The sequence below is a fragment of the Edwardsiella sp. EA181011 genome, from assembly GCF_000800725.1.
Lineage (GTDB): Bacteria > Pseudomonadota > Gammaproteobacteria > Enterobacterales > Enterobacteriaceae > Edwardsiella > Edwardsiella anguillarum.
Map to the genome: position 1 here is coordinate 3,038,408 of NZ_CP011364.1, position 25,453 is coordinate 3,063,860.

39 protein-coding genes and 2 tRNA genes are annotated in these 25,453 nt (G+C 52.2%); 7 read left to right on the forward strand and 34 right to left on the reverse strand.

The window, feature by feature from the left end:
- Positions 1-541 precede the first annotated feature (541 nt).
- Both QY76_RS13320 and QY76_RS13325 read left to right on the forward strand, forming a co-directional pair.
- On the forward strand, positions 542-1,138 hold the full coding sequence (locus QY76_RS13320; protein WP_034164426.1) for a cytochrome b/b6 domain-containing protein: 597 nt from the start codon (positions 542-544) through the stop codon (positions 1,136-1,138).
- A 90-nt stretch (positions 1,139-1,228) separates the two neighbouring features.
- Positions 1,229-1,414 carry a hypothetical protein gene (locus QY76_RS13325; RefSeq protein ID WP_034164338.1) on the forward strand — a complete coding sequence of 62 codons (186 nt, stop codon included), beginning with the start codon at positions 1,229-1,231 and terminating at the stop codon, positions 1,412-1,414.
- 75 nt (positions 1,415-1,489) lie between these two features.
- Here the strand turns inward: QY76_RS13325 and QY76_RS13330 are convergent, their stop codons facing one another.
- The 5 genes from QY76_RS13330 to QY76_RS13350 form a co-directional block, all read right to left on the reverse strand.
- Positions 1,490-1,717 carry a DUF333 domain-containing protein gene (locus tag QY76_RS13330; protein ID WP_225865165.1) on the reverse strand — a complete coding sequence of 76 codons (228 nt, stop codon included), beginning with the start codon at positions 1,715-1,717 and terminating at the stop codon, positions 1,490-1,492.
- Between the two features lie 110 nt (positions 1,718-1,827).
- Positions 1,828-2,802 carry a DUF4396 domain-containing protein gene (locus QY76_RS19620; RefSeq protein ID WP_045424908.1) on the reverse strand — a complete coding sequence of 325 codons (975 nt, stop codon included), beginning with the start codon at positions 2,800-2,802 and terminating at the stop codon, positions 1,828-1,830.
- 352 nt (positions 2,803-3,154) lie between these two features.
- A complete protein-coding gene (locus QY76_RS13340; protein ID WP_225865164.1) occupies positions 3,155-3,400 on the reverse strand; it encodes a hypothetical protein in 246 nt (81 codons plus the stop codon).
- Positions 3,401-3,640: 240 nt separating this feature from the next.
- Positions 3,641-3,714 (reverse strand) — tRNA-Cys (locus tag QY76_RS13345).
- 42 nt (positions 3,715-3,756) lie between these two features.
- Positions 3,757-3,832, reverse strand: a tRNA-Gly gene (locus tag QY76_RS13350).
- Positions 3,833-4,284: 452 nt separating this feature from the next.
- Here QY76_RS13350 and QY76_RS13355 point away from each other — a divergent pair.
- On the forward strand, positions 4,285-4,572 hold the full coding sequence (locus tag QY76_RS13355; RefSeq protein WP_034164340.1) for a hypothetical protein: 288 nt from the start codon (positions 4,285-4,287) through the stop codon (positions 4,570-4,572).
- A gap of 66 nt (positions 4,573-4,638) precedes the next feature.
- Here QY76_RS13355 and QY76_RS13360 read toward each other — a convergent pair whose 3' ends face one another.
- Entirely contained in the window at positions 4,639-4,914 is a 276-nt protein-coding gene (locus QY76_RS13360) for a hypothetical protein (protein WP_034164341.1), read from the reverse strand.
- 543 nt (positions 4,915-5,457) lie between these two features.
- Complete coding sequence (gene cspF, locus QY76_RS18120; protein WP_071844175.1) at positions 5,458-5,670, reverse strand: cold shock-like protein CspF; 213 nt, start codon at positions 5,668-5,670, stop codon at positions 5,458-5,460.
- A 296-nt stretch (positions 5,671-5,966) separates the two neighbouring features.
- On the opposite strand from cspF, the gene cspA reads away from it, so the two are divergent.
- Positions 5,967-6,182: an RNA chaperone/antiterminator CspA gene (gene cspA / locus QY76_RS13370; protein ID WP_045424904.1), complete on the forward strand. Its 216-nt coding sequence runs from the start codon at positions 5,967-5,969 to the stop codon at positions 6,180-6,182.
- A gap of 104 nt (positions 6,183-6,286) precedes the next feature.
- Here cspA and QY76_RS18515 read toward each other — a convergent pair whose 3' ends face one another.
- Together QY76_RS18515 and QY76_RS13380 are read right to left on the reverse strand one after the other, a co-directional pair.
- On the reverse strand, positions 6,287-6,904 hold the full coding sequence (locus QY76_RS18515) for a flavin reductase family protein (RefSeq protein ID WP_082171493.1): 618 nt from the start codon (positions 6,902-6,904) through the stop codon (positions 6,287-6,289).
- The gene (locus tag QY76_RS13380; RefSeq protein WP_049648837.1) at positions 6,867-8,093 is read right to left on the reverse strand and encodes an MOSC domain-containing protein; all 1,227 of its coding nucleotides are present in this window, start codon (positions 8,091-8,093) and stop codon (positions 6,867-6,869) included. The genes QY76_RS18515 and QY76_RS13380 overlap by 38 nt, the downstream gene beginning before the upstream one ends.
- A 390-nt stretch (positions 8,094-8,483) precedes the next feature.
- Between QY76_RS13380 and QY76_RS13385 the strand changes: the two genes are divergently transcribed.
- Positions 8,484-9,041 (forward strand): serine acetyltransferase, encoded by a 558-nt coding sequence (locus QY76_RS13385; RefSeq protein WP_034164345.1) that lies wholly within the window; start codon positions 8,484-8,486, stop codon positions 9,039-9,041.
- A gap of 342 nt (positions 9,042-9,383) precedes the next feature.
- On the opposite strand, the gene QY76_RS18980 is transcribed toward QY76_RS13385, so the two are convergent.
- Genes QY76_RS18980 through QY76_RS18125 form a run of 12 tightly spaced genes read right to left on the reverse strand, consistent with a single transcriptional unit; the run spans position 9,384 to position 16,635 of the window.
- Positions 9,384-9,554, reverse strand: a complete 171-nt coding sequence (locus QY76_RS18980; RefSeq protein WP_158409697.1) for a hypothetical protein — start codon at positions 9,552-9,554, stop codon at positions 9,384-9,386.
- A 9-nt stretch (positions 9,555-9,563) separates the two neighbouring features.
- Entirely contained in the window at positions 9,564-9,908 is a 345-nt protein-coding gene (locus QY76_RS13390) for a hypothetical protein (RefSeq protein WP_049648838.1), read from the reverse strand.
- Between the two features lie 2 nt (positions 9,909-9,910).
- Positions 9,911-10,675 carry a hypothetical protein gene (locus tag QY76_RS19085; protein ID WP_049648839.1) on the reverse strand — a complete coding sequence of 255 codons (765 nt, stop codon included), beginning with the start codon at positions 10,673-10,675 and terminating at the stop codon, positions 9,911-9,913.
- A 2-nt stretch (positions 10,676-10,677) separates the two neighbouring features.
- On the reverse strand, positions 10,678-11,319 hold the full coding sequence (locus QY76_RS13400) for a DUF2612 domain-containing protein (RefSeq protein ID WP_049648840.1): 642 nt from the start codon (positions 11,317-11,319) through the stop codon (positions 10,678-10,680).
- On the reverse strand, positions 11,316-12,542 hold the full coding sequence (locus tag QY76_RS13405) for a baseplate J/gp47 family protein (RefSeq protein ID WP_049648841.1): 1,227 nt from the start codon (positions 12,540-12,542) through the stop codon (positions 11,316-11,318). Before QY76_RS13405 ends, QY76_RS13400 begins: the two co-directional genes overlap by 4 nt.
- On the reverse strand, positions 12,539-12,898 hold the full coding sequence (locus QY76_RS13410; protein ID WP_049648842.1) for a hypothetical protein: 360 nt from the start codon (positions 12,896-12,898) through the stop codon (positions 12,539-12,541). Before QY76_RS13410 ends, QY76_RS13405 begins: the two co-directional genes overlap by 4 nt.
- Positions 12,895-13,605, reverse strand: a complete 711-nt coding sequence (locus QY76_RS13415; RefSeq protein ID WP_049648843.1) for a phage baseplate assembly protein — start codon at positions 13,603-13,605, stop codon at positions 12,895-12,897. Before QY76_RS13415 ends, QY76_RS13410 begins: the two co-directional genes overlap by 4 nt.
- The gene (locus QY76_RS13420; protein WP_049648844.1) at positions 13,602-14,453 is read right to left on the reverse strand and encodes a hypothetical protein; all 852 of its coding nucleotides are present in this window, start codon (positions 14,451-14,453) and stop codon (positions 13,602-13,604) included. The genes QY76_RS13415 and QY76_RS13420 overlap by 4 nt, the downstream gene beginning before the upstream one ends.
- The gene (locus tag QY76_RS13425) at positions 14,446-14,748 is read right to left on the reverse strand and encodes a hypothetical protein (protein ID WP_049648845.1); all 303 of its coding nucleotides are present in this window, start codon (positions 14,746-14,748) and stop codon (positions 14,446-14,448) included. The genes QY76_RS13420 and QY76_RS13425 overlap by 8 nt, the downstream gene beginning before the upstream one ends.
- Positions 14,745-15,566: a hypothetical protein gene (locus QY76_RS13430; protein WP_049648846.1), complete on the reverse strand. Its 822-nt coding sequence runs from the start codon at positions 15,564-15,566 to the stop codon at positions 14,745-14,747. Before QY76_RS13430 ends, QY76_RS13425 begins: the two co-directional genes overlap by 4 nt.
- 51 nt (positions 15,567-15,617) lie before the next feature.
- The gene (locus tag QY76_RS13435; protein WP_053111567.1) at positions 15,618-16,457 is read right to left on the reverse strand and encodes a BRO family protein; all 840 of its coding nucleotides are present in this window, start codon (positions 16,455-16,457) and stop codon (positions 15,618-15,620) included.
- A 13-nt stretch (positions 16,458-16,470) separates the two neighbouring features.
- Positions 16,471-16,635 carry an Arc family DNA-binding protein gene (locus tag QY76_RS18125; RefSeq protein WP_071844176.1) on the reverse strand — a complete coding sequence of 55 codons (165 nt, stop codon included), beginning with the start codon at positions 16,633-16,635 and terminating at the stop codon, positions 16,471-16,473.
- A gap of 117 nt (positions 16,636-16,752) precedes the next feature.
- On the opposite strand from QY76_RS18125, the gene QY76_RS13440 reads away from it, so the two are divergent.
- Together QY76_RS13440 and QY76_RS13445 are read left to right on the forward strand one after the other, a co-directional pair.
- Positions 16,753-17,031, forward strand: a complete 279-nt coding sequence (locus tag QY76_RS13440; RefSeq protein WP_049648847.1) for an Arc family DNA-binding protein — start codon at positions 16,753-16,755, stop codon at positions 17,029-17,031.
- A gap of 22 nt (positions 17,032-17,053) precedes the next feature.
- Positions 17,054-17,269 carry a hypothetical protein gene (locus QY76_RS13445; RefSeq protein ID WP_049648848.1) on the forward strand — a complete coding sequence of 72 codons (216 nt, stop codon included), beginning with the start codon at positions 17,054-17,056 and terminating at the stop codon, positions 17,267-17,269.
- 45 nt (positions 17,270-17,314) lie between these two features.
- Here the strand turns inward: QY76_RS13445 and QY76_RS13450 are convergent, their stop codons facing one another.
- The 13 genes from QY76_RS13450 to QY76_RS13505 all read right to left on the reverse strand — a co-directional run bounded on the left by QY76_RS13450 (position 17,315) and on the right by QY76_RS13505 (position 25,445).
- Positions 17,315-17,545 (reverse strand): hypothetical protein, encoded by a 231-nt coding sequence (locus tag QY76_RS13450; RefSeq protein WP_235439404.1) that lies wholly within the window; start codon positions 17,543-17,545, stop codon positions 17,315-17,317.
- Positions 17,545-19,302, reverse strand: a complete 1,758-nt coding sequence (locus QY76_RS13455) for a lytic transglycosylase domain-containing protein (protein ID WP_049648849.1) — start codon at positions 19,300-19,302, stop codon at positions 17,545-17,547. The genes QY76_RS13450 and QY76_RS13455 overlap by 1 nt, the downstream gene beginning before the upstream one ends.
- Positions 19,299-19,445, reverse strand: coding sequence for a hypothetical protein (locus QY76_RS19090; protein WP_165799708.1), 147 nt, complete (start codon positions 19,443-19,445; stop codon positions 19,299-19,301). Before QY76_RS19090 ends, QY76_RS13455 begins: the two co-directional genes overlap by 4 nt.
- 68 nt (positions 19,446-19,513) lie before the next feature.
- Entirely contained in the window at positions 19,514-19,927 is a 414-nt protein-coding gene (locus tag QY76_RS13460) for a hypothetical protein (RefSeq protein WP_049648850.1), read from the reverse strand.
- Entirely contained in the window at positions 19,927-20,361 is a 435-nt protein-coding gene (locus QY76_RS13465; RefSeq protein ID WP_049648851.1) for a hypothetical protein, read from the reverse strand. The genes QY76_RS13460 and QY76_RS13465 overlap by 1 nt, the downstream gene beginning before the upstream one ends.
- 10 nt (positions 20,362-20,371) lie before the next feature.
- Positions 20,372-21,859, reverse strand: a complete 1,488-nt coding sequence (locus tag QY76_RS13470; RefSeq protein WP_049648852.1) for a DUF3383 domain-containing protein — start codon at positions 21,857-21,859, stop codon at positions 20,372-20,374.
- A gap of 1 nt (position 21,860) precedes the next feature.
- Entirely contained in the window at positions 21,861-22,370 is a 510-nt protein-coding gene (locus QY76_RS19410; protein ID WP_235439405.1) for a hypothetical protein, read from the reverse strand.
- Complete coding sequence (locus QY76_RS13480; protein ID WP_049648853.1) at positions 22,367-22,738, reverse strand: hypothetical protein; 372 nt, start codon at positions 22,736-22,738, stop codon at positions 22,367-22,369. Before QY76_RS13480 ends, QY76_RS19410 begins: the two co-directional genes overlap by 4 nt.
- Positions 22,713-23,186, reverse strand: coding sequence for a hypothetical protein (locus tag QY76_RS13485; protein ID WP_049648854.1), 474 nt, complete (start codon positions 23,184-23,186; stop codon positions 22,713-22,715). The genes QY76_RS13480 and QY76_RS13485 overlap by 26 nt, the downstream gene beginning before the upstream one ends.
- Positions 23,183-23,584 carry a DUF4054 domain-containing protein gene (locus QY76_RS13490; RefSeq protein ID WP_049648855.1) on the reverse strand — a complete coding sequence of 134 codons (402 nt, stop codon included), beginning with the start codon at positions 23,582-23,584 and terminating at the stop codon, positions 23,183-23,185. Before QY76_RS13490 ends, QY76_RS13485 begins: the two co-directional genes overlap by 4 nt.
- Complete coding sequence (locus QY76_RS13495) at positions 23,585-23,911, reverse strand: hypothetical protein (RefSeq protein ID WP_144418114.1); 327 nt, start codon at positions 23,909-23,911, stop codon at positions 23,585-23,587.
- A gap of 11 nt (positions 23,912-23,922) precedes the next feature.
- A complete protein-coding gene (locus tag QY76_RS13500; RefSeq protein ID WP_049648857.1) occupies positions 23,923-24,957 on the reverse strand; it encodes a hypothetical protein in 1,035 nt (344 codons plus the stop codon).
- Positions 24,957-25,445, reverse strand: coding sequence for a hypothetical protein (locus QY76_RS13505; RefSeq protein WP_049648858.1), 489 nt, complete (start codon positions 25,443-25,445; stop codon positions 24,957-24,959). Before QY76_RS13505 ends, QY76_RS13500 begins: the two co-directional genes overlap by 1 nt.
- Between the last annotated feature and the right edge of the window lie 8 nt (positions 25,446-25,453).

Genomic DNA, 25,453 nt, shown 5'->3' on the forward strand with positions numbered 1-25,453 from the left:
GCGCCAGAAAATCCCACCACCAATCTCCCGCGTAAAAAACAAAAATACAATTGGTTATTATTCCTATCGCCATTTTTATTAAGACCCGATGAATCCAGGAATCAGGGGAGCGCTCCCGCGATCTGCTGGGGATAGCCCAGACCGCGATACAGACCGTGCGGAAAATACGACCTATGCCACCGCTAACGATAAATAAAGCCGTGGCTTAATCGACCAAAAACACTATGTAACATAGGAGTAAATAAATCTGCTGGTTAACATTATTCATGCTGACTATAGTAGAAAGGTCGGTATGATCAGGCGCTCCCGTGGCGGATAGCATCGCGCGACGACGCGTGTGCGCAGCTACGGCACAGGGATCGGTATTGCGGTTCCCGGCCGGCGTTGCGCTGCTACAAATAGCGATACTCTTGGTGCGTCGGCATTTTCACCCGCGCAGTTCGGCAGGTGAAAAGCGGCGTCCCATGGGATAACGCCTTGCCACCGCGGCGGCGCGCCAGCATGATACCCGGATAAAAACATAAAACAGAAGGTAACCATGATGTCTCGTCTCTCCACCTTATTCCCACTATTCTGGCGTTATCTCGGCACCTACCAGAAACCCTTTCTGCGCGTGCTGCACTTCGTTATTATGCTGTTCGTTATCGTGCAAATACTCAACAGCAATGGAATGGGATTCAATCAGGAGCAGCAGATTCGCCCCGGGCTGAGCTACGATATTTTTACCTGGATGCATATTGGTATCGGTCTGTTAATGGTGCTGCTGACGCTAGTATTGACCCTCTATAGTCTCTCTACGCGCGGCCTGCGTTACTTTTTTCCCTATCTGTTCGGCGACCTCGGCCAGCTCAAAACCGACATCGGCGATATGTTTAAAATGCGCTTGCCGGGCACCGATCCGAAAGGGATCGCGACCTGCGTTCAAGGGCTGGGACTCGGTGCCCTGCTGCTGGTGGTGATCTCTGGACTGGTGTGGTTCGTCCTGTGGCGCAGCGGCTCTGCATGGACCGGCGATGCCAAGTCCATTCATAAGACCCTGACGGGGCTGATCGAAGTCTATCTGGCCGGCCATGGCTTTATGGCACTGCTGCACTTTATCCTGTGGCTACGCGAACCAGCCCAGCGTCAGCGCAGCTAACGCGCAGCCGGTGGCCGCGGCGGCGAATGGATTGAAAAGCCGCGGCCCTTATGCCATGCTCACCGTTCCAAATTCAGGGTAATTAACGTGATGAATACAAAACAGTTAACGCCACAAGAGAAAGCCTTGGCCGATGAGCTGGCGCTGGAGCGGGTCTACGCCATGAACAATGATGAGTACCTGCTGCAGCGTGTGGATGAGAAAATCCACCGTCTGGAGGCTCATGTCAAAGCCTACGTTGAGCAGCGCTTCGCCTTCCACCGCGGACAGGCCTGATCCCACATCGTCGCAGGAATGCGCTATCGCCGGGCCGCGAGCGCGGCCCGTCTTTCTTCTATCAATAACATCGCATCATGCCTGAGGATGGCTACGGCGATACAGCGCCCAGGCCTCGACACGCTCGCCGCTCGGTAGCGTACAGTAGCTAAACTGCCCCTGCTCCGCCGTCGCCGACGTTAAGATTCCGCCCTGCTCCACACAATAGCGCGCGGCGGGGTTGGCCATACCGATCGCCGGCGGCGTCCTAATATCTTTGGCCGTACATCCCGCCACCGCAATTACGCCTAACAACGCTAACATTATCCTCATGATACACACTCTATGTCGCTCATCTGAAACACCATGATCGCGCGTACGGTGGCACGTTGTACATAGGATAATGTTTAAAATGCCACCGGCGTGCACCTGCGCTACATCGCGTGCTTAATCCCTTTGCTGACCAACCACCTGTTCATCGGATACGCGCTGCAGAAGCCAACGATCATGGCAATCTGCATCATAAACCAGTACAGCGCACTGGCGCGCGGCATCTCCGGCGTGAACAGGAGGAACAGCGCGATCGCCATCCAGACATACATACCCAGCTGCCAACAGATCAGCGAAAGCACATCCGCCTTAATCGCGCTCTTCAGCGCGACCCAGCGCGGCTGCCCCATCTGACGCGCGGGCCAATACTGAAAGAAGATCCCCAGACACAGTGCCAGCACAAAATCCAGCGTCCACGATCCCAGCAGCGAGCTGCCTAGCAGCGTCACCGGTACCACCAGGGCGATCCCCTCGCCGAGGATATCGGCCAGGGTACACCCCGTGCCGCAGTGGGTACTGGTCTTAAAGATACTCTTCCACCCTGCAGGACCCCGTTTCATCGCCATCGGCATATCCCCGTGGCCCGCCATCGGCATATCCATCGCCATCGGCGTCGCTCCGTGGCCCGCCGCCGTCATATCCATCGCCATCGGCGTCGCTCCGTGGCCCGCCGCCGGCATATCCATCGCCATCGGCGCCGCTCCATGGCCCGCCGCCGGCATATCCATCGCCATCGGCGTCGCTCCGTGGCCCGCCGCCGGCATATCCATCGCCATCGGCGTCTCTCCGTGGCCCGCCGCCGGCATATCCATCGCCATCGGCGTCGCTCCGTGGCCCGCCGCCGGCATATCCATCGCCATCATGCCGCAGCGATCGCCGGGATGCCCCCGACCAAACCAGAAATAGGCCCCCAGCCCCAATACACCAAAATAAAGCGCATTAATCGGCCAGGCCACCGTCATGATCGCCATGGGCTGCGGATGTCCACGGCGAATATCCCAAACAATGATTACGGCACAAATCAGCGCGCTAATTAACCAGCTCCAGGCTAATAGATGCAGCCACTCAGGATAAGACATGATTTACTCCTCAATATACAGCGTATTAATCCGGCACATTGCGTCGCTGCCGCATCCGCGACAGAATACCGCCGCTGCGCTACCGCCTATCCAAACGGCCACAGCACTGCCACTGGTTTAGAACAAATAACAAATTTATTCACGCTTTTGAGGATAAAAAATTTAGTGAGGCGGCATAAATACCATACACTTTGAGCGAAATATCCCTCATGGCTCAAACCTATTCTGATTGGCCAGGTGACAGGATACCCGCGGCGATTGCGTTCCCCGCCTTCCGTGACAGATACCGCCTGAAAGAGACGCTGATTAGCGGCGATGAATCAGCGCCGGCAGGAGGCCGCAGTCTGCCGTGTCAGATACGGATAAAGTTGGCCGTTTTATTGGTGCTGAACTCATGGCGAATAGCCCGCTTCACCACGGCATACAGCGCGTCACGCCCCTGCACGGTGAGCTCTTGAGGATGAAACCCCTGCTCCGTTATCCGATAAGACTGACTCATCGGCATATTCACCACGCTAATCCACCGATCGCGCTTATAGGTAGAAAAGGTCACCTTCTTAAACTGACCTGACTCTACGCAGCGTATAAGATAACTCATTATATTTTCACTGGAAATTCGCATAGGGCTACCTTTAGGTTACGCCGATTGACGGCGTCGCTGTCATCACAGAGACGCGCTCACGGTAGCGTAACGCGATAGGGGCCGTGTGGACATGATCTGCGCCCCAGGGGAGACAAAAACGACAAGCGCAGACGCACCACGCGCCTGATCCCGGAGAAAGCCGGAGAGGATATGGCATAAAAAAACCCCGCGGACACACGGTCCGCGGGGTAAAAATGGAGGCGCGTTCCGGAGTCGAACCGGACTAGACGGATTTGCAATCCGCTACATAACCGCTTTGTTAACGCGCCATTTTTATCTGTCCGTTCGCCGGAGCGTCACGAACATAAATTTGGAGCGGGAAACGAGACTCGAACTCGCGACCCCAACCTTGGCAAGGTTGTGCTCTACCAACTGAGCTATTCCCGCAGCTATCAACCAAGGTCGCAGCCGAACGCTGCACACCGTGGGATGTCGCGTATTCTACGTATTTCCCGCGCCGCGTCACCTAAAATCTTCACCCACCCGGATCGAATGCTGTTTTTTAATCCACTTCGCGCAGACAACCGGCAATCGTGCCGATAAAACCAACGCGCGGATCGGCGCATTGCGCGCGCGGCGGGATCCGCGCGCTAAACCGTGCAAGCCGTAATAAAATTCCGATGAGCAGTTCAGCCGCAGCGCGCTACACCACAGCCGAGAGTCTGTGTCCATCGCTCAGACTTTTCATCAAAAAAACATTAAAACTCGCTGTTATTTAACGCAATGATCAGTTGATGCCTCAGCGCTGGCGTTATAAATAAACAGACCTATACTTAACCGTGTTGGTGATATAACGCACTGTGTCTCTGTGTCATATTTAACGGAATAAAGGATAAAGTATGAAGCCATTAAAATCAGTCGTTGCCCTCTGTGCTCTGCTTGCCGCCCCGGCGTTCGCCGCGACGCAGATCAATACGCTGGATACCACTGGCTATACCAAAGTTGCCGCACTCAGCCTAGAGCAGATGGGGCTTCCCAACATCGGCGATAGTAAGGTTATAAAAGCCGTAGACAGCAAGTGTGCATCCCACGGTGTTGCGGCGGAACAATGCTATTTCCGCGTACTGAGTATCGTTGGCGACGCCAGCAATCACAAAAATATCTTCATTGAGATTTATAAAAAATAGTTAGCCATACGGCTCTCCGTCTGCGTTTCGGCGAAGACGGAGAGCACGCCTTCGGCGCTGCGCGACTCACCGCTCGCTGAAAGCGCGGCTACCCTGACAGGAGAGCTGCGCCAGCCAACGCGCCACCTGCTCACGATAAACATACATGGCCCGCGGAGAGTCGGTATGGGGGGAGCCCGGGATCATCATAGCAAGACACGGGTAGCGCTGTGGCGCCATGGTATCAGCCAAGCGGCGCATCTCGCTCTCGGAGACCCATACGCCCAGCATAGTTTTACTGTCGAATAAAAACGCCTGATTGAACCATGAATAAAAGCTATCCTGATCCAGGATTACCTGCATTGTACTCACTTTATTACCGTCCAGATTGAAATCAGTTATTCTCGCGCCGATCCACCGGGCGAGTCCCTTCGCGCTGCCGGAAAATATTCATAGCATGAATTATTCAAGCAATAAAAACCACACCAAGGCGGGTATTTATTCTGCCACTGCAAGCGCGCTGCGCATTCTATTCAGCGGGAAGGACAAAATCCACTCAATATAACAAATTTCATACCATTGCCGAAAAATCATATTTAAACACCAATTCAAACGCAAAAAGCAGCCATAATACTTGCTTTGCATTAATCTATTGGGATTTAATTTTGATTCAGAAAAATTATTAATTGCAGTTAATATAGATCTATTACTTATTAATAAGCGTACTGCCCCGCGGATACACCTGCGCATATTCCCTACGTCAGAAGCGGCGACGCAGCGATAGCCGCCAGGACGCCGCTCAGCCACCGAGCCAGGCTCCCAGGCGCTTTACAATGTCCCCGGAGATAAGGCTATCCCGGCCGACGATAGGCTTGAATATGTCAGACAGAAAAGAGATCAACACTATTATGACAGGTAAACGTTGGCCGCCGTTGGGCCCTGCCGGCCATGCATTCTGCAAAACTCAACCCGCAGACCCGCTGAGAGCGTTTCTTCATCTTTTAAATGGAGGGCGGAGATATGTACCTGAACGTCTTTACGACCATCGGATGGAGAGATAACGCCTTTACCGCTGCGGTAATCAAAAAACCGGACAATTCCGGTCATTTTATCAGACAAACTAATTCCTTACTGTTACGCAATATTTTCAGTATACCGATCTCCCTACGCATTGCCAGCGTCATAACTAAGGCATCTGGATGGCTAAAAAAGATCTTGCCAAAGTATTCGCCGCATGCGTTAATGCGTCACCGGTTTGAAGTACAGAACCTGACGTCGTTTTTTTAGCAGTACTCAGTTCAAGTGTTATCCCCTCGATATCCCTTTATCCGTGAGTCTTCTTTCTAAGCTTCTCATTAAAATCTGTAAAGCAGACCTCATCGACCAGCAATGGTAATAAAATAAAGGAAATATCTATGTCTAATAAAATGACTGGCTTAGTAAAATGGTTCAATGCGGATAAAGGCTTTGGTTTCATCACCCCGGATAACGGCGGCAGCGATATCTTTGTCCATTTTTCCGCTATTCAAAGCAATGGCTACAAATCCCTGGACGAAGGCCAGAAGGTTGCATTCGAGGTACAAAGCGGCGCAGCTAAAGGGCCGTCAGCCATTAACGTAACCCCGCTGTAAAACCAGACTTGGATTAGCGATCCGCAATAGCGATGACGGCCTTGACCTGAGCTGCCGGATCGAGAATCAAAGACAGGAGCCCATGACGATGGGCTCCTGTACCATTACTCCCCGATAACAATATCCTCCTGCGGTATCGCACAGCAGGCCAGTATGTAGCCCGCATTCGCCTCATCGGCGCTGAGCGCTACGCGCTGAGGCTGCTCAACCGAACCGGCGTTAAGCAGTACCTTACACTTGCCGCACACGCCCGCCCTGCAGCTACAGGCCATACTGACACCGGCGCTCTCCGCCTGCGCGAGCAGCGACGCCTGGTTATTTCCCCTGAACGTATTACCATTGATACGTATCTGCACCGAGCGATAGGCGCGGTTATCGCTGCGCACGGCTTCGCCAAAATGCTCTTGATGCCACTGCTCCACGGGCAGCCCGGCGGCCAGCAGCAGCGTTTGTACCTGCGCCATAAAGCCTGCGGGTCCACAGACATAGACATGGCGCTGCGCCAGCGCAGGAAACAGCGCGACGCGGGCGGCATCGAAGCGCCCCGATATCCCCTGCCACTCGCTGTCGGGGCGGGACACCGCCGTAATCACGGTCAAAGACGGATGCGCACGCTGGATCTGCTGTAGCTCATCCGCAAAAGCCCTATCCTGCGCTGTCTGACACTGATGGTAAAAAATCACATCATCGATCCATTGCCGATCGGCCAACATCCTCAGCATGGATATGGCCGGCGCTGATCAGGGCAATGGGGCCCGCAGGGCGGCGATCGAGGAAAAAGGCTCCTTCCGGCGCCGCGGCACGGAGCGGCTGCCCCACGCGCATATGGCGGTGGAGCCAACTCGACACGGTGCCAGACGGCACCCTTTTCACGCCGATCGACCAGCGATCGCCACGGGTTGGCGACGAGGAGAGAGTATAGCAGCGCTGATAGCGCCGCGGCCCTATCCTGAGCGTCACCGGCAGGTGCTGTCCGGCCAGATAGGGCGGCAGGGGCAAGCCATCGGCCCGTTTAAACCAGAACGTGGTGAAATCTCGGCAGATGGGCTCTACCGCATCGCAAATCAACGCGATCGTTTCAGGCAGCCGATCGACATAGGGATAGGGCGCCTGCGTTGCCACGATATCAACGGGATCCGAACAGACTATCTCGCCGGGAGTCAGCGGCGTCAGATAAACCCCAAAATGGATCTCTCCCGTCCGCGCCTCCCTGCGGAACTGGCCCAGCGTCGTCAGCGGCTCATTGCCGGGCTTCATCTGCTGCGTTTGCGGATCGATCGTCGTCAGTACGCAGCGGGAGCAAGGGGCGCTAACGGCAAACGTCACGCCGCCGATCCGGAGCGTTTTCCAGCCATCCTCGGCGAAGGGCTGACTTCCCTGCACCACGATGTTCGGGCGGAACTGCTGCAGCGTATGCTGCTCTGGCGAGCGTGCGTTGAGAGCGTCCAGCGACGCCTCTGATAGCAGAAGCAGCGGCGCCGCGTCCGCCAGACTCAGCGGCGTCGGCGTATCCCCGCGGTGACGCCGGGGCGCTTCACCGTTAAAGACCAACGTTACCGGCTCTCTTAACAGCTGGCTAAACCACCTATCGGCCTCCTCACCGACGCTCAGGGCAGAAAACGCATCCCCCCACACGGCAGTCTGTCGTGAGCCGCGAACAAACTGGGCCCACCGCACTCGCAGCGGCGTCTGCATCGCCGAATGAAAGGTGACGCTGTCGGCATCTTGGCTGACGCGAACCCCCAGCAGCTGCGGGTGCGTCCTTGCCGTCACCATACGGCTGTCCGCCGCCTTGATCAGCATAAACTGCCGATCCTGAACGATACCGTATGATGCCACGGACACCCGCTCCGCCGCCTCTCCCGCCCCGGACTTCAGCGGGTAGTGGTACAGCGCCTTTACTGTCAGCATAAAATCTCGCTATATTTTTTATCCAACGTCATCTGGATCTATCGCTAAGCCACCATAGCCGCCCGTGGGCGCGCGCTCCCCAAGCCCCTGCTCAGGGGGCCTGGCCGGCCCCCTTCACGTATCAGAATAGAATAAAAAATGGCCGCTCCGCTACTCACCCGCCGCCGTGGGCGCAGCGATCCTATTTTTAGCGGCGGGTAAAAAAACAAGATGCGCATAGCAATCCCCCACGCGCGGGAGCGCCAGGAATTAATATTCAAATAGATAGCGTGCCGTCCCACGCGTGCCAGATCGTCACCGCCGCACCCCGGCGGAGACAAAGTCATTGGACGGCGCCGAGATGACGCCGCATTATAGTGGCCACTTTTTACCGGAGGTAGAACACAACCGATGAAACCGCATGACCACGAGCTATCCCACCTGAAACGGTGTCTGCGCCGCGAAGTAATGGTCTCAGACCAACCCTTCTCCTGGCTCAAAACGCTGCACAAGGCATTCAAGTGCCCTGAGCGCCGATTCTACTTTTGGTGGCGCATCGCCAATTACTTACACCGCAGTGGTACGGCTAAAAAAACGGCGGTGCGCATCAGCCGAAACCTACGGAATAAATACTGCCTTGATATCAAGCTTGGCTGTGAGATCGGTGAGGGGCTGCGCATCGCCCACTATGTCGGCATTGTGATCACCGGGCACTGCGTCATAGGCAACAATCTGTATATCAGACAAAATGTGACCATTGGCGTAAAACAAAACGATCAGGCGGGGAAAATCTATATCGGTGATAACGTCGAGATCGGCGCCAACTGCTGCATCATCGGTGATGATTTGCATATAGGCGATAATGTCACTATCGGCGCAATGAGCTTTATCAATAAAAATATTCCGTCAAACCATACGGTCTACACGCCAAAAGCAGAAAATATCATAAGGGTAAAAAAACCGGCCTAGACTGATTTTGCCAACGTAAGCGAGTTCGGGCTCCGCTCTCACGCTCGCCCTGCACAGGGGCTAAAGCCCATCGCCCCTGCCCAAAGCGGAGGGCACCGCGATCAGTATCGACACAGGCAGGCTATCGATAACAAAAAAGGCGCTACGCCATTAGCGCAACGCCTTGAAATTGTTGGTGGGTCGTGACGGGATCGAACCGTCGACCAATTGATTAAGAGTCCCATAAACTCAACTTAACACACTGAAACATCAACATTTATCCGCGTTCGCACCGGCTATTGTGTCGTTCAGTGTCATCTATCGTCGTTTGGTGTCGTTTGTAGCTTTTCAAGCACGACACAATCACGACACAACCACACCTTCATCACCACTTGCCGATTTGATCAGAATCTGAAAATCGCAGGTCGGATCATCGCACACCCACCACAGGCCGCCATCACGATTTTCCTGATGCATGGTGTCCCCACAAATCGGACAGAACTTTACCGCTACCGCCTCTACTACTTTTTCCATACCTACTCCTTAGATCGGATACTTTAAACGCGCCGCTTCTTTATCTGCGGAATATTGAGCTTTTCGAGCAGTAATAGCATCACGTACCGCCTGCTGTTTTGCCACTTCTCCAGGACCATCGCTGACAACAGCAGCGAGATACGCCTGGTTTAATGCATCGATATCTTCCTGATATTTTTTTGAGATTGCTTGAAGTTCTTCTTGCAAAAGCTCTTGATTTGTTTTTGGTGGGTTTACGATATCCATCGCCTCTTTTTCGGTGATCGGGATAAGGCCATCTTTGATAAAGGCATCTTGAGAGCCATCTGATGGGTATGCGTACACTGAGGAGTTAGAATCTTTGAAATATTTCATGATCACACCATTTCAGCCCAAATCATGTTGGAAAGTGAGCCGGCAGTTTTGGTTATGGAGTAAGTCGCCCCTGGGGGGACGATAAATGTCATAGATGGCCCGTTATGAGTTGATGCTGACTCAACACCGATAAATCTAGCGACAGTAACCCCGTTCACGGCAGCAACAGCAGTACCGAAACTTGTCGCATCACACGAATAAATCACCAGCATTGGGCGTGTAGCGCTATTGGTGTACGTCACTCCCATTGCCCTGCTGCTAGTAACGTTTGTGTATGTCCCGCCCATGGTGGAATCGCCAGCGGCCACCGTTCCGCTTGTGGTTCCCACGTCTTTGTGTGCCGCATTTCCCAGCGCGAGTTCATCAGCCACATAGTATGACAACCGCTTCCATCCAGTGGCGGATTGATCCGGGTTGTTGGTGTTGTCATCCTGAGTGCACTTAAATATTGTCACGCCGTCTCCAGCCAGGAGTAATGATCCCTTCGGATAGCCGCCAATAGCCGTGCAAAATGCCGAATCGAATTTATTCATGGCTCCAGCACTAAACCATCGGCACAGGGAGGACAATTCAAACAGGATTTGGTTCATATCCTGTCCTTTGGGGGGAAGGCCGCCGGCAGACTTCAAGATCATCGTGATTGATGGAAAACCATCGGCATATGATGCGGTATTGTCTCCAGCTGGAGTTGATGGAAGAAGCGGCTCTCGCAAGCCATTTATGCCAAAGGGTACGCCTTGTTTTGCTGGTGAATCGACAATCTTCATTATCAACCTCTATAAAATGTTCCGTCATTAAACGGATAGGCTTCTTCTGTAAAACCAAAATATGGTGGAACTATTTGATTTATTCTTAAAAGCACCCCGCTGGGGATTGGGGTGACTTCATAGTTTTGTAAAATTGAAATTTCAAAGGGTTCAAGATGGAACTCAAGCGTTATCCCCATTGTCATTTCTTTGTAATTTATGCAATAGCACCTTCCGCGTCCCTTGAATAGCATTGTCAAAAATCTATTTACATCCGGTATTGTTGCAATGCTAATGTTTGAAAACGCCTTGCATAATATCAGGGTTCTATATGCGTTGTCTGACAGCCTGACTGTTTCTGTTTCTTGCAGTCCAGCGTAGAAAGGTTGATCGTTAAAAGGGCTAGGATAACCATCACTTCCGTCATCAGCCTCAGAAAACCCGAAACTATCAGAATCAATCGACGCTTTTATGTATCTGGAAACTCCGACAATTTTACCCCACATGTCCAGCCCGAAAGATTCGCAAGTGGTCAAATCCCAAACCCTATTGATGAATTCATCAGTGAAATCATCAAGACTCACAGCTTGATTGAACGTATCGATAATAGAGAGAAGTGATTTACTTGCGGAATACTGAGTTAATATCGTCTCTTTCCATGTCATACCAGCGTTACCTGTACGTCGCTAGCCTGTATCGTCGGTATTTGATCAATCCCCGGCGTTTCTGCTGCGGAATATATGGAACCGTCAAGGGATACGGTTATCGATGTAATGTTTACTGAGTTTGGTGATATGGAAATGATGGGAGCATAATATTTTCCAGTGCCGATTGTTGCCCCGATGCGAGACTTCTCAATCCCCTCATAGCCACCATTGAAAACATTAACCACCATATTCTGAACCTGGGTTGTGATGTCAGAAGGTAAATCCGGGTTATTGGTGATACTGACCTTAAAGTAAGCTCTAACCGGCGACACCTTTTCCCACTGGATATCGTATTCAGGGTATGGCGCCTGATAGTTCACCTTGTCATAAACGGTAACGTGAGTGTTCCCGTTCATGTTACATCCCAGATTGTATTTTGAGAAAATGGCCTCAGCCACATCTGCATCCAGACCGCCATAGACACCGATATAGATGGAGTTGCCGGCCACGGGGAAGTTAGTCGATCCCTTGTTTACTGGAGTGGATAGCCGATTAGACCAAACATAGGCATCAGCAACGCCCGTAACGTCCAGAACAGCGGCGCGGGTGGCGGCGTCGGTGTTTGCTCCACCTCGGGCTACGGAATCCTTACGGCGAGCCTCAAACGCAATGCGCGACTCTACATCAACACCAACAAAACCGGCAGCCTGGTTGTATACCGTGTCCCAGCCGGACACCGCTCGGTAGATTTGGTTTAGCTCGCCAACACCGCAAGGAATGGGGCCAGGTGTGACGTTTTGGAATTGCACATCAACCGATCCCGATGCCGGGATAGTGGCGCCATTAATGCTGCGGTAGATGTATCCTGCATTATCCTGGGCGCTACTCCCAGCAGGGATAAGCGTGCCTACAGCACCGACGCATGTCGCCGTAACGATGGTGCCCTGGGAGGAAATTCTATCCTGAAAGTATATTCGCCCAATCCCATCTTGAAATCTGCCTTCGGCAAAGTCGGGGTTCATCTGGTTGAACAGGCAAAGCAACTTGTCGTACGCCTGGGCGACAATCTCTGTATCGGACTGTGCCAACTGTCCCTGCGGAGAGCTTAGCGACTCACTACCGCCCCCGAGAGAGGTAGACATGTCAGTTAGACGGCCTGCTAGGATATCAGCCACGTCCGGGACTAATAGGCCATTCTCGGTAATGGTTACGTCCGGTACTGCCGTTATTAAATTCGTCATATCGTAACCTGTGATTGATTGCCGTCTTTATCCGTAACGAGCAGTGTTCCGCGCGTCTGCCGTGTTTTTCTATCCGTGAATACCGAACAGATGGCCTGATCAACGATGGGTAGCTTTTTGGCTTCGGCCTGCATCTTCGTCGCGATAAATCCGGCTGATGGGCTCTTTCCTAAAACGTCCTGTTTCCAGGGTATACCTAGCGTGTTGTCGTAATAGCACTCACCAGAGAACACCAGGCACGCCGATGCGACATCCTGCGCAACCGCCTCACCGCCGGTTGCGATCGCAAGGTTTCCAGACCCATCCAGGGTTAAATCCCATGTGCCGGTGTCTAGCTTCATCGTTCTGTATGTCATACGGGATTCCCTGGTTTCTCCGACGTTACCGACCCGCTACCGGTATGTATTCCGTTAACCTCGTGATCGTGCTCATCAAATGCGTCGCGCAAATCCTTGAGTGATGCGGCCTGTGCTTCGGCGTTGTCGGTGATGTTACCGCCAGCCTCGATTCCTCCAGATACCTTGAGAAGTGGCGTAGTCATATCAACGCCGCCTGGCGCAGTGACGGTCGCTTTTTGGCATGTCAAGTTCACATCTCCAGGACTGACGATGTTGATCTGATTGTCTGCGAATTCAATGTATTGGGATGGCTGCTCATTGAGGAATCCGCCAAGGTATAGCGCATCGGATTTGCTATGCGTTCGGCGGCTACCCGGCACTGATTGCGATCGGTTTACTCTAACAACTGAATTGTCCCGGTCGCACACGGCGATCATGCCAATGTCACCCGGCACCGGGTTCATGATGATTGCCGAGTTTCCGCGCTGTAATCGGAATACGGGGACGTTGTAAATGGTGCTGTTTTTGATCATTGCGCCGGTGTGGTCTGTCTGCGTAACCAGCGGAATGACATCAACTACTAAATTCGGTGCTTCGCCGCTTACCTTTGTCACCAAGACAAGCTCAATGAAGAATTTCCCATTTAGCAACTTTTCAAAAACAAACTTAAAAGACTCTGCATCGTTGGAGTTTCCGCCCGGCGGCGTAAAGAAATTCTCTATCATGATGTCACCAGTTGCTTACCGCCTTGGCATATAGAGTGCCAGGGACCATTCTCGATCCACGAAGAAAGGAAGTTTTCCACCACATACAGGTAATATTTGCCTGGGGCGTATGGGAGTGATGTATCTAGGTTGACGTATCGCCCGGCAGCCAGGAGGCCGGAATATTGCGTCTGAAACGTAATCCCTGATGCGGTGAAGACCGGGTATCCAATCAAGCCATACTCAGGAGAAACAAGCGGAACTACGTCGTCTTTGGCAGTATTCATAGGCCATACGGTTACCTGACTGCCGTCTATCTGCATATTCGCGCCAGCCTGGTTGCAGGCGTATCGGATCTGCTCTAACGGGCTCCCAGATAGATAGATGTTGCTGGCAACAAGTCCATCAATTCCTACGGGGTTTAGACGGTATTGGTAAGGCTCGCAGATTGCTGCCAGAACTTCGGCCAGCTTTACCGTCCCCGGCCTAGAGAATGGCTGTGCGCTTGCCGCCTGTAGGTCGAAACCTGAAACCATGTTCAGCGTCAGCGCTGTCTCTGGCGCTGCGTTCATGTTGGCGCAGCTATAGACGATGAAACCGGAGAAAACCTTGGTATCATCAGCGTATACGGATGTGTGTATGCGCTCCATCTGCATCCAGGTATTGATTCCCTTGGACGAGAGGGCGGATAGCAGATCTAACCCCAATCCATAAATCGTAGCCTCGGCCTGAACCCCGGCCTGATTGCCATAGGCTCCGAACTTAAACATGGCCTTTACATTGGAGATGGAGATTTTGTTATTGCCGGACTTGTCGAATGACGTGGTTTGATTGGTGAATTCGAAGCGTAGGGAGTGCTGTTTATACAAGATCAGACTCCTCTAGATAAAATAGCTGATAACGATCACCTAAACCGTCCCACGTCGGATCGCTCTGTCCGTCAGTGTCCAGAAATACCAGATCACCCTTAAATCCCAGGTAGGAATAGCGCACCATTCGGTTTCCGTAGTAACAGGGAACGCCTTGCATGATCGGGTTACCGTCCACGGTCAGATCCATGTAAAGAGCGCTGACTCGCTGAATGAGGCGGATTTCGCATTGTTGTCCGCCAAGCTGAACGCTAAAGCTCTGCGACTTTAGCGGCTGAATGGAGACAGTCATCATGGCTTGGTTGCCTCTGCGATATACTTGGCCACGTCGGTGGCCTTTTTGGTAGCGCTGTTCACCACTTCAAGTACGGGCTCTTTTACCGTGTCCAGCGCGCTTTGAAATCCGGTGCTAATGGTCTTTTCTACATTGCCAACTGCAGTAGACAGTGACGATTTCAAGTTGCCCCATGACTTGCCAAGCTCATCAAGTGTTGATGGCTTTGCGCCTCCAGGTTTCAATCCCTGCGCCCCTACCCCCGTTTCTCCGCTGCTTTTGCTATCACTTGTCGGCGGCTTATTGGTTTGTGCTCCGGACAGTGAAACCGCCATCTGCTGCATGACCTCTTGAAACTCAAGGTACACGATAAGCAGGGAAACCCCTTTACTGTGAGTAACTTCGTAGAAGTGACCCACTAGGTCATAGCTCTCTAGCGTCTCTTTGGGTGTCTCGATGTCATAAATCAGAGCCTGAGACAGCATCGATTGAATAGTCTTCAGGGTTTCTGATTGGCTGGTGAAGGTGAGATCGAAGATATTGGGGATTTCACCGGTGAATCCGGTTAGGCCAGAGATAACCACGGCACATCGGATACGCGATGGCTGCTTTACCTTATTGATTGATGCGTACTTCCCTTGCTCTACCGGAGCAGTGACCACCGTAGCACGCCCCTCCGGCGCAATGGATGCCAACCCGCTAAACTCCAACGCCACCGTAGAATCTCCGTGCTTTCGGATAACGTATGAAGGATGAAGGGTGCTGTTAATTATGGATAGCGGAGAGCCGCCGCCGATGGCGTTGAAAATGTTCGCCGTGTTCAGGTTCAAGATGCTCATTTTCACCCCAATAAAAAACCCGCCGAAGCGGGTTGGTTTTATTCGCAGCGATTATCTCGCCACTCTCTTTAATTTGCGGTTATCGGAGCAAATGCCCTTCCCCTTCAAGCTGGAGCTATACATCGCCAGCATGTTCATGGAGCCGTCAAGATACTTGGACATATTCGGATCGAACTTGGCAATGTCCTCTTTCGCAGACTGCCAAATCCGGTCGATCATCTCCAACTTGAAGCCAAGCTCCTTGGCGTTACACCACCGTTCCTCTGATTGGTGCTTGGAGATGTACTCCCCCTCTAGGGCGTCGAGATACTCGATGGCCTCAGTGATCTGACTTTTGGTTAGCTGGTTGATGTGCTCAACCTCGAAACGGTGGTGTACCAGCTTCCAGATATCAGGGTAAATCCGGCCAAGACCGGTGGTGATCAAGCGCTCAACGGTTTGGCGCAGCGGGGTAAGTTGAGTCGTCGTGGTTTGGCGCGGCTTCGACTCCTGATATTCACCAGTCTTACGGATTGTCGGAAGTACCTCGGCAGTCACCCACTTGCGGAAGGTGTGCGGGACGGTTCCTGGCTTGATGGCGTCGCGGCAGCGAAGCACCAAGGTGTACATTCCTGACTCACTGACGATGTTAGCCTCGCCCTGACGCCCTATGTTAAACATAGATCGTTCATCTTCATCCAGCCTTTCAACAGCTTGCGTGACGTTCTTGATGCCAAGCGCGAAGCAAACGTCTTGTGCTAAAAACCACGGCTCACCATTTTTACTTAGCACACGAATTTCTTTGTCGCCGAACTTAAACATGGTGAAATCTGCACTTGCTTTTGTTAAAATATTCATGTCGATATTTCCATTACGATTTGTTGATATTGAAGCCTCGTTGGTTGCAGCCATCGGGGCTTTTCCTTTATTGCTGCTTGATAAACCCATCTTCTTTCAGACTCCGCTCGATACGTTTCACCACCTCACTATTCAGTGAGCGCCCTTCCTCTTTTGCTAACACCTTCAACAAATCCTTTAGATGCTTAGGGAATCGAATCCCTACCGGTGCAATGTCTCTTACCTTTTCCATTTATTCCACATCCTCTTCATCGTGTAGTGATTACACATATATTACATCGTGAGCGTAGATTGTCAAACGCTTTATGATTACATTGTGTAGAGGTTAATTACACAGGCGTCTAGAAACATGAAAATCAGAGACATAGCACCGTATGGCATCAGGATGCCTGCTGATCTGAAAGAAAAATTGCAGGCTATAGCCAAAAAAAATGGAAGATCGCTCAATTCCGAGATAGTGAGAATTCTTGAAGAGTATGTGGAGCCACCAAAGGTTGATGACATGCGGGCTCTATCCGAATCAGAACTTAGCTCACCGGAAAAAATGCACGAATGGATGCGTGAGCTATCAGAAAAAATAAAAGCTATCGAAAAGGTTGTTGATAAACATTTATCAAAAAATGATTAACTAGATAACAAAAGGAAGCGTAATGGACGGAATCATCACGGTGGTAGTGATCTTTTTTGTTATCGGCATCATTGCCGAGGTGCTAAAACCAAGGCGCTGCGATATCTGCGGAACTCCATTTAAAAGGAAATATTTTACATGGGAAATTGATGGAAAAAAGAATTATTTATGTCCAAAGTGCAATGGCAAAATGGAAAAAAGAAAAAGCGATCAATCATTTAGGAGTAGGTTTGGTTGAGTCAACGCCATTGGTTGTGTAAAAAGCCCGCGTTGCGGGCTATCTTTAGTCTTTTTTGATAACAACTTCTCGGGGGAGCAGCATTTGCACTGCTCTAGCTGCGCAGTACGGTATTACAGCCCAAGCTATCCCCATTGCAGCAGCGGCGGCTTGTTGAGGGGCGCTGATCTCATTTTGAGTTAACAACATTACAACGCCCTGCAAGAAACCAATAACACTACAGAAGAACACCGCCAACCATATAACTTTCATCACTGATCTCGCCGTTTCAGTCATTACTGCACTCCGCTAGAGAAAGATATGTTCATTCTACTGCGGTTTGCCTGATTTTCAATCGACGAGGTCAACTGGTTAATGGTCTGAGGGTTACTGTTAACTTCCACCTTTTGGATGCTGATGTGGCTCTGTTGGCTATTATCTACGCTCCCCATAGCGCCCGATGGTCTAGATGCCATGCTGGATAGTTGGCTGTAGTAGTTCATGACCCGGCCGGGGTAATCCATGGTTTCTTTAGGCATGGAGCCAGACCTGCCGCCAGAAATCCACTTGTCCATGTTTCCCTCGCCCCAGTTGTAGGCACGCAAAGCGTCCTCATAGTTTCCCTTATATTTCCTCAGTAGCCGGTTGAAATGCATGGTTCCAACCATCATGGATTTCATCGGGTCAAATCGCTCTTCAGGTGATAACCCATAATCCTTTGCAGTTCCTGGCATGAGTTGCATGAGGCCAGCAGCGCCAGCCTTTGATACGGCGTTAGGATTCCCTCCGCTTTCTGCCATGGCAATAGAGGCGATCACGGCATCATGAGAAATATTTGGTGCAACCTCCGACGCGTTAGCATCCCTAATTGCTCCGGTAGATCTCAATATACTCATCAATCTAGACATTGGGTTTAAACTGCTAACCCCTGACTCTACGGCATCTTTAGCCCAATCAGGAACCGAAAAGCCACCTATTTTAATCCCCTCCTTGCCTGCTCCGGAATTGCTAATAACTGTTCTTACTGGAGCCATGGGGTTTAAATGCTCGTCACCAAAGCGAAGAACATTACCCCAACCAATATCGCCATTCCCACCAGAAATTCTATTTCCTAATTGTATTAGCTGGAGGATAGCGTTTGAGGTACCGCCAACAGATTCGGCAAATTTTTTCGCCCACTCTGCTCCATCACGGAAAAATCCAACAATATCATCCTTATGATTTACTACCCAATCACCAAACTCTTTAAGGAGTTGATTAACCTCATCTCCAAACGCTAATACAAAGTCAGTACCCAGGTTATCTACGGTCTGGCGCAACTTCTCCAGGGTTTCATTAACCTCTCTAGCTCGCTGAATAGCCGGATCGGTAGCGTTAGAGCGCTTTTCAAAGTCGCGTTGCAGCGTGGAGAGCTTGCCGGAATACATCAACCCGAACATATCGGCAGATCCTCCCATCTGTCCCCACATTACCTCGGCTTGGGTTTTGTTCATTTTGCGTAGCGCCGTAGCCGTCCTGAGAAGCATTTGGCCGGGGTCTTTCCCTCCCATGATGTCTACGCCAGTCATTCCCTGCAATTGCTGCATTGCTATCGTAGAAGCGTCAGGCGCACCCATCGGCATAGCCATCCAGTTCTGCGCATTCTTCAAGCGCATCAGCATGGATGTCATCGACTGTTCCGAAGCGCCGGTGGCGGCGGCCGCCCGGTTGAACCCATCCAAGCTTTTCGCCCCCATATCGAGGAATGACGAAGTGTTGCCCAGATCAACCAGGTTCCGTGTCGTAGACGTGAACAGCCGCCGCGCACCTTCAAGCGTTAATGCTACGCCAAGAAACTTTGCGGCGCCCATCTGCACTTGATTGAATGCGTTTTTACCGGCATTACCAAAGGCGGTAACTCCATCAGTAAGGCCATCGAATCTCTTGCCTACGCTTTCCAGTGGCCGCTTTACGTCCTGATCTAATTCGGCGACGCTTTGGGCCACTTTCTTTTTCCCAGCGAGAAAATCTTCTGCCTGGATTTTTACCTTATAGGCCAACTCTTGGATGATCATTGCTTCTCCAAATGCTCCCGCCAGGCTTTCTCGTTATGGGACTCCACCGCGATAATCTCCAGCAGATTGAACGCATCACGCACAGATAGCCGCTCTTGCAGGTCAAGATAACTGGCCTTTTCAGAGCAGATAATCGAATACATCTGGTGTGACACGTTCGCCGGATATACCAGTTTTGCTGGCTCCGGTTCAGGCTGGATGAAAGGGAACTTTACGCGGCTGCGATTGATAAAAAATCGAAATTTACCTTGAACACCTGATCCATCAGGGCGCGAATAGTTGTCACCTCTTCGAAGTCTTCAGAAATGACCTTGCGTGTTTGCTGGTTTCCTTCATGGGAAATGACGATTTCCACTGTTGCCAATAGGCGAGAGCGCAGCACCTTGGCCACATCTGGAGACGCGGAGGATAGAACCAGTAGGCCGTAGGTTGCCAATCCTGCACACCCCATCATTACGACGTCATCTGGGATGTTTTCCATACCATTGGGCATACCGCTGCCCATGATGCGGAAAATCTCCTGAGAAAGCTCGTCAGCATCCCATGCCGACATTTCCGTGATGATGAACTCCTTCCCGTGATCGCGGTTGTTATCTTCGACGATGTAGGTGATCTGCTTTCTCATTAGACGGCACTCGGTGTAATGGTTTCAAAGTGGAATACGACGGGGCGCGGCTGGAGGATGCGGCGGCCGGGCGGCAGAGGAGGCATGCTGAACAGCACCCCGTTTACCATCGTCCACTTTTTGTTGAGAGAGGGGACTACCAGGGTAGCGTTTACCGTGAACTTGGCGATCGCCGTTCGTTCCGCTGCAAACATATCATCCAGTTTCCCCAGGGCGGATGATGTCGGCATCAGGGTGATCGTGAACTCTGCCGGGTTGAACACGAAACCGGCGTGATATTTGCCGTCGGCCGACATGATTTCTTCGGCGTTCTGCAATGGCGCGGTGTCAAACATGTTATCGGCTGCGTAGTCGTCAACATCAATCCCGCCGGGGTAGTAGGCAGGGACGACGAGACGCAGCTTGGAATTAGCGCTTGTGATATCGATAGGCATTGTGTCGTCCTTACAGGATAGCGGTTGAAGACATCGTGATGCTTTGGATCAGGCCGCCATCGACGTAGTAAAAAATTACGCCCTTCAGGTCGCGCTCGATGCGGTTAGAGCCCGGTTGAGGCGGGATGTACAGATACCACCCCTCGGAGTACAGCGTGCTGGAGATATCAGCGCCGACCGTGTTGTTGATGATGCGGATCTGCGCAGTATCCAGCGTCACACCCTTGCGAATGGCACCGAAGTTGAGCGCCTGCTGTGCCACGTCGATCACGGCAGCATTAACAGTCGCATAGCCCTGGGCGTTAAACGGATAGGACTGATTGGCGGTGAACAGGTTGGCAAACGCGCCTACCAGATTTGCGTTCATCCACACCTGGCACATGAAGGTGTCCAGCCACTCGAATTTACCCGTGATCGCACCATTCGATGCGTATTGCTTCATGGTCTTATTCAGGCTATAGGAGCCGTAGAAGTTGTAACCATTGGAGAGCAACGCGCTATAGGTCTGCCCGTCGGTGACGTTAGGAGCTAGACCGGGGAAGTCGCGGAACTTGTAGGAAACCCGGCCATTAGTGCGCGCAAAATCCAGCGATGCGGCATATGCCAGCGCGGGAATCGCGTACAAATAGGAGCCATACACCGGGAACACGTTTTCATAGCCGTTTGCTACGACAACCTTCTGCATGAAGCACTGCGCGTTATTGGCAACGGTGGCGGCCTGTGAAGGGTCATGCACGACATAGCCAAACCGGTTGTTTGACGCGCTAACCCAGGCGCACAGCTCTTGTTTTTGATCATCAGTCAGCTCAACCAGGGATGAGAACAGTGCCCAATCTTGGCTCAGGTTGATGACGTTATTCATCATGTCCGTCATCGTGACTGTTGCGCTGCCCGGTGACGTGGTAGCTGCGGTGTCTGCGGTTAACTTCAGGCCTGTAGCCAGGTCGCCAGCATCGGCAAAGCTAACGGCACTGTTTGCGCCAGTAGTCAGCGATCGGACGATAAAGCGATTTGCGATCGGAAGCCATTCTACCAACACCTTGCTAGCCCCGATGCCGGTAGTCAGCTTGGTAGCAATGTCAGAGAAGCTGGTAGCCGAGGACAGGTCGATAGAGGTACTGGTTACTGCTACCCCGTCGACGGTCAACTTGATCGTGCCGGGTGAAATTGCTTGCAGAGTGGAAAGCTGAACGCCTTTCATACTACCCGATAGCAGATAACCCGCCACGGCAGCGGTGATCACACGGGTGATGAGCAACTTGCCCGGAATCACGGATGAGTTGTCATAGCCGTTAAAGTAAAGCTGGGCCGCCAGGAATTCGGGAGAGTTACTTCCCAGCAATGCCGCAATGTCGGGTGCGTTAGTGAACTCGGCTACGGTTCCCACTCGGATTAGCTCGTTATCGCTCAGCACCAGGCCATTAGCATCTAATGCCGAGCCAGCCGGAGCGACGACGTTTGGAGTGATTCGAAAATCAACACTTAATGGAATTGTCATTTTATATACCCACTGGATCGACTGATACTTCAGCCTTGTCAAAATATGGTTCTGGGAAGGATGTGGTCATATGGACTTGCAGGGAGACGGTGAGCATATAGCGCTCTTGCCACTGCTGTTCGGCGTCAATCATCGGAGCCTGAATAGCTGCGGTTGAATAGAGCGGCGCCACTCGCTCGTCGATGGCCTTAATCTTGTCGTAGGCGTACCCACTGGAGAAAACCGTCTCTAGCGTCACCGCTCGATCGCCAGCATTGGCCCCGTAGATATCGACCTGGATGTCGGCGCGTCTAACCTCCGTCCATCCCATAGCGCTTGTCGATGGTGCACCGGTGTCCTGATTTATTGATCTGGTAGTGGAGAGCCGCTCAAACCGTAGCGGGGTCAGGATGCAGAACTGACCCTTTGGCATAGGGATGCGGTTGGCCTGAGCCTGATTGCACTCCCCGGCTATTGGCTCGACAAAATCGGCCAGAACGTCAATGACGTTATCAACGGTCAAGTCGATCATGGCGATACCTGCAGATTAACAATTAGACGACACCACGAATCCCATAGCTCAATCGGCTCAACGACCAGCCATGTTTCGCCATCAATGATGAATAGGTCTCCACCCTGCTCTAGCTCGCGCTGGACGCTGAAATAGTTACCGTAGACGTGAATCGACTTAACCAAGCCCTGAATATTCAGGTCGTCAACGTGCTGCAAATCGCCCTTGCTGAGCGGCTGCAATTGAATGGTGACGTTTTGGTCTGGAAGATATGACGGAACGGGCTTTCGACCTGGGCCGATGGTCTGGCCGGCATACTTTTTCAGAATTGCCGGGACGTTGGGATTTACTCGCTGAATGGCTCTATTCGCCAGGCTCCGAATGTTCAATTTCTCCTACCTCGTAATGCACGGCATGGTTCATGGTTCCGGTATCAACGAGGGGTTTCGTTGATTCATTCCGCCGCTCCTTTCTGGTTCTGCGACGCTTAATTGTCACAGGGCTTAATGGTGGATCCATTAGTTGTGCAATCGACGACACCACATCGCCGACAACGCGTTCGCCAAGGGAGGAAAGCACATAGTGGACAGGCTCACCGTTTCTAATCCCATTAGCTATTTGCTCATTCCATGCGCTTTCGTTAGCCCAGATGGCTTTTCTAAAGAAAGGGCGCGCTGGGATGTTGTTAGCTGGATCGCCATATTCTTGAATGGCGGCCACAGTGGCGATTGGCATACCGTTGCGATACGCCCTCCCATCGATAAACCCGACTTTTAGCTGTAGCGATTGCAGGGTGCTCTCTGCGGCATCCAGCGCGTCCATCACCTTATCGGTCATCGGCATACCCCACGATAGAACCCCATCCGGTAGATACTGGTGGCATTCCAGTACATGATCCCGAACTGGCTTTGAAAGAAGAAAGCCTTGTTAAACGGAACACCGGACAGGCCAGAAGACACGCTAACGCTACCCTCAGAGGCCGAAGCCACATAGCCAACCATCCCAGGGTCACCGCCATTCCCTGACGAGTCCTTGTAGGACAGATAGGCTATGTGGGCCATCAGCAGGTAGAGCAGCCACTTGCGCCGCGCCAGATCTGACACGACGCTGAAATCTGTGTTCTCCAGATACATTGATGCGGCAAAAAACAAGTCCTCAACCTGCGCATCAGATAGCGCCGTGTACTGCGGGTATTTTGCTTTCCACTCCGCTACATCTAGAGTCACGATCCCCATTTAGGCCACCTTTTCGGTTTCGTCTTCTTTGACTTTTGCCTGCTCTAGACCGGTTTTCAGCTCTTTCACTTCTTCGGAAGCCGCCTTGGCGCTAGCTTCGTCTTTCTCTGCGAAGATAAATTCCTCGCTGATGGCGGTCATTCCGACGTATTTCTTGGCGATCGCATTCCAGTCTTCCTCCGGCATGTGAGTCAGGCCACAAACGCCCTGATAGCCTTTGATTGCCACCATTTCGTTACTGTTCTGGCCGTTAATGACCACCTCACGATCGCCCAGCTCGAAAACCACGCCGTGCATCAACTTGCTGCATACAACTACGTTAGCCATGTGTCATTCCCTTACAGTGTGCCGGTCATCTGAACAACAGCGCTCGGACGATAGATAACCGCGCCCAGGCTGCCCGCCGCCAATTTTTGGCTAGTTTCTGAGTGCTCAACCAAGATCGGGAAAGCGCGCATTTTTTCGGTGTATACACACTGGCCTACCGGGTCACCGCCCAAGCCGTCAGCGATCAGCTGAACCAGGCCGCCGGAAGGAACGCCGAATTCAGGAACCACTACAACTTGCAGGCTGGTATAGGTCTTCTTGATCAGGTCGATGGCTGATGCAGTACCCAGGGCGTTCAACGCACCCATGGAAGCGTTATCGCTCGGGCTAACGACCAACTTCATGGGGCTGGTTTCTTGCACCAGGCCTTGGTTTTTCGATGCCAGATTGGTAAACATCTTCTTCACGTCGTTGAAGATGGCGATCGCGTCTTTGTCCGCCCACTTCACCTTGCTATCGGCGGTGGTGATCGGGGTCAGCGCGTTAGGAAGTGCCGGGTCGTTGATGATGCCGAAGTTAGCGGAACCGCTAATTCCGTACATGTAGCCCTTGTTGAAGAAACGGTTGATGGCGGACACACCGGCAGCCTGTTTCATGGCGATGTACGGGATGAGTGCCAGGCCGTATTTTTCCTGCTCCAGGTCGCCCCAGCGGTTCATGGTCTGGAAGCGGAACTGACGGCGGTTTTCCCAGTTGGTGTTGACGTGAACGGAACCGGCGCGGGAGGCATCGCCATAAGCGACAACTTCATATGCCTCTTCGGTGCGCGGGAAGAGAACGTCCTGCACCGCCCAGTTACCTTTTTTCACTTCCGGGTAAATCATGGTTGCCGTCAGTGGCGCAAACAGTTGCTTGATGATCATCGGGTCGATGACCTGCGCAGCAGCTGCCGGGATGCCACCGTTGGAAACGGTTTGCATATCTACTACGGAGTCACCGACTACGCCGTTTTTTGCCAGAAACTTCGGCGTGCATTTATCATAAATGACGCCCTTATCCGCCAGAACTTTCAGATATTGCGGCAGAGTGGATTGATTCAGATCCATTACAGAACCCCCCAGGTGGTCATTTTGATCAGAGAGCCAGCATCGGCAGCGGATGCGACATAGAACGGAGTTTCGACGGCGCCAGAAATACTTGCTCCAGCGGCGCCGGTTTTGATGGTGCCATCTGCGGTAACGGCGAAAATCTTCTGGCCAGTAGTCGCGGCGGTTGCAGTACGTACCCACCAATCACCTTTGGTGTAAACAGCAAGCTCAGTGCCAGCGCCTACCAACATGGAGCCGGTCTGTCCTACGGTAATGGTTCCCACCCCGCTGTTCATGATGTAGCCCAGCGGATTTCCTGAGCCGGTGTTGTTTACCAGGGTTGGATCGGTGCCATCAGCCCAGACAAAGCGGGACTGGTACACACCAGCCGACCCTGCCTTGTAAGAACCTTCCGGCGGCAACGCGACTACGTGCGGGTTATTTGATGCGAAATCACCCTCTTTACCCGGACACGGGTAGAGGTTCACTGTCTGTTGAAAAGTCATTGCTTCCC

Bases quoted from the DNA above. Each gene is read 5' to 3' on its own strand.
- QY76_RS19090 (WP_165799708.1), bottom strand. From the start codon at position 19,445: ATGTATTCGATTATCTGCTCTGAAAAGGCCAGTTATCTTGACCTGCAA.
- QY76_RS18980 (WP_158409697.1), bottom strand. From the start codon at position 9,554: ATGGAAAAAGTAGTAGAGGCGGTAGCGGTAAAGTTCTGTCCGATTTGT.
- QY76_RS13430 (WP_049648846.1), bottom strand. From the start codon at position 15,566: ATGAGCATCTTGAACCTGAACACGGCGAACATTTTCAACGCCATCGGC.
- QY76_RS19085 (WP_049648839.1), bottom strand. From the start codon at position 10,675: ATGAAGATTGTCGATTCACCAGCAAAACAAGGCGTACCCTTTGGCATA.
- QY76_RS13410 (WP_049648842.1), bottom strand. From the start codon at position 12,898: ATGACATACAGAACGATGAAGCTAGACACCGGCACATGGGATTTAACC.
- QY76_RS13450 (WP_235439404.1), bottom strand. From the start codon at position 17,545: ATGACTGAAACGGCGAGATCAGTGATGAAAGTTATATGGTTGGCGGTG.
- QY76_RS13460 (WP_049648850.1), bottom strand. From the start codon at position 19,927: ATGAGAAAGCAGATCACCTACATCGTCGAAGATAACAACCGCGATCAC.
- QY76_RS13425 (WP_049648845.1), bottom strand. From the start codon at position 14,748: ATGATGACTGTCTCCATTCAGCCGCTAAAGTCGCAGAGCTTTAGCGTT.
- QY76_RS13495 (WP_144418114.1), bottom strand. From the start codon at position 23,911: ATGGCTAACGTAGTTGTATGCAGCAAGTTGATGCACGGCGTGGTTTTC.
- QY76_RS13485 (WP_049648854.1), bottom strand. From the start codon at position 23,186: ATGACCGATAAGGTGATGGACGCGCTGGATGCCGCAGAGAGCACCCTG.
- QY76_RS13390 (WP_049648838.1), bottom strand. From the start codon at position 9,908: ATGAAATATTTCAAAGATTCTAACTCCTCAGTGTACGCATACCCATCA.
- QY76_RS13385 (WP_034164345.1), top strand. From the start codon at position 8,484: ATGAAACCGCATGACCACGAGCTATCCCACCTGAAACGGTGTCTGCGC.
- QY76_RS19620 (WP_045424908.1), bottom strand. From the start codon at position 2,802: ATGTCTTATCCTGAGTGGCTGCATCTATTAGCCTGGAGCTGGTTAATT.
- QY76_RS13415 (WP_049648843.1), bottom strand. From the start codon at position 13,605: ATGATAGAGAATTTCTTTACGCCGCCGGGCGGAAACTCCAACGATGCA.
- QY76_RS13435 (WP_053111567.1), bottom strand. From the start codon at position 16,457: ATGGCTGCAACCAACGAGGCTTCAATATCAACAAATCGTAATGGAAAT.
- QY76_RS13490 (WP_049648855.1), bottom strand. From the start codon at position 23,584: ATGGGGATCGTGACTCTAGATGTAGCGGAGTGGAAAGCAAAATACCCG.
- QY76_RS13465 (WP_049648851.1), bottom strand. From the start codon at position 20,361: ATGCCTATCGATATCACAAGCGCTAATTCCAAGCTGCGTCTCGTCGTC.
- QY76_RS13340 (WP_225865164.1), bottom strand. From the start codon at position 3,400: ATGAGTTATCTTATACGCTGCGTAGAGTCAGGTCAGTTTAAGAAGGTG.
- QY76_RS13445 (WP_049648848.1), top strand. From the start codon at position 17,054: ATGGACGGAATCATCACGGTGGTAGTGATCTTTTTTGTTATCGGCATC.
- QY76_RS13440 (WP_049648847.1), top strand. From the start codon at position 16,753: ATGAAAATCAGAGACATAGCACCGTATGGCATCAGGATGCCTGCTGAT.
- QY76_RS13400 (WP_049648840.1), bottom strand. From the start codon at position 11,319: ATGACATGGAAAGAGACGATATTAACTCAGTATTCCGCAAGTAAATCA.
- QY76_RS13455 (WP_049648849.1), bottom strand. From the start codon at position 19,302: ATGATCATCCAAGAGTTGGCCTATAAGGTAAAAATCCAGGCAGAAGAT.
- QY76_RS19410 (WP_235439405.1), bottom strand. From the start codon at position 22,370: ATGATCGACTTGACCGTTGATAACGTCATTGACGTTCTGGCCGATTTT.
- QY76_RS13470 (WP_049648852.1), bottom strand. From the start codon at position 21,859: ATGACAATTCCATTAAGTGTTGATTTTCGAATCACTCCAAACGTCGTC.
- QY76_RS13330 (WP_225865165.1), bottom strand. From the start codon at position 1,717: ATGTTAGCGTTGTTAGGCGTAATTGCGGTGGCGGGATGTACGGCCAAA.
- QY76_RS13500 (WP_049648857.1), bottom strand. From the start codon at position 24,957: ATGGATCTGAATCAATCCACTCTGCCGCAATATCTGAAAGTTCTGGCG.
- QY76_RS13505 (WP_049648858.1), bottom strand. From the start codon at position 25,445: ATGACTTTTCAACAGACAGTGAACCTCTACCCGTGTCCGGGTAAAGAG.
- QY76_RS13405 (WP_049648841.1), bottom strand. From the start codon at position 12,542: ATGACGAATTTAATAACGGCAGTACCGGACGTAACCATTACCGAGAAT.
- QY76_RS13320 (WP_034164426.1), top strand. From the start codon at position 542: ATGTCTCGTCTCTCCACCTTATTCCCACTATTCTGGCGTTATCTCGGC.
- QY76_RS18515 (WP_082171493.1), bottom strand. From the start codon at position 6,904: ATGCTGAGGATGTTGGCCGATCGGCAATGGATCGATGATGTGATTTTT.
- cspA (WP_045424904.1), top strand. From the start codon at position 5,967: ATGTCTAATAAAATGACTGGCTTAGTAAAATGGTTCAATGCGGATAAA.
- QY76_RS18125 (WP_071844176.1), bottom strand. From the start codon at position 16,635: ATGGAAAAGGTAAGAGACATTGCACCGGTAGGGATTCGATTCCCTAAG.
- QY76_RS13380 (WP_049648837.1), bottom strand. From the start codon at position 8,093: ATGCTGACAGTAAAGGCGCTGTACCACTACCCGCTGAAGTCCGGGGCG.
- QY76_RS13325 (WP_034164338.1), top strand. From the start codon at position 1,229: ATGAATACAAAACAGTTAACGCCACAAGAGAAAGCCTTGGCCGATGAG.
- QY76_RS13355 (WP_034164340.1), top strand. From the start codon at position 4,285: ATGAAGCCATTAAAATCAGTCGTTGCCCTCTGTGCTCTGCTTGCCGCC.
- QY76_RS13360 (WP_034164341.1), bottom strand. From the start codon at position 4,914: ATGCAGGTAATCCTGGATCAGGATAGCTTTTATTCATGGTTCAATCAG.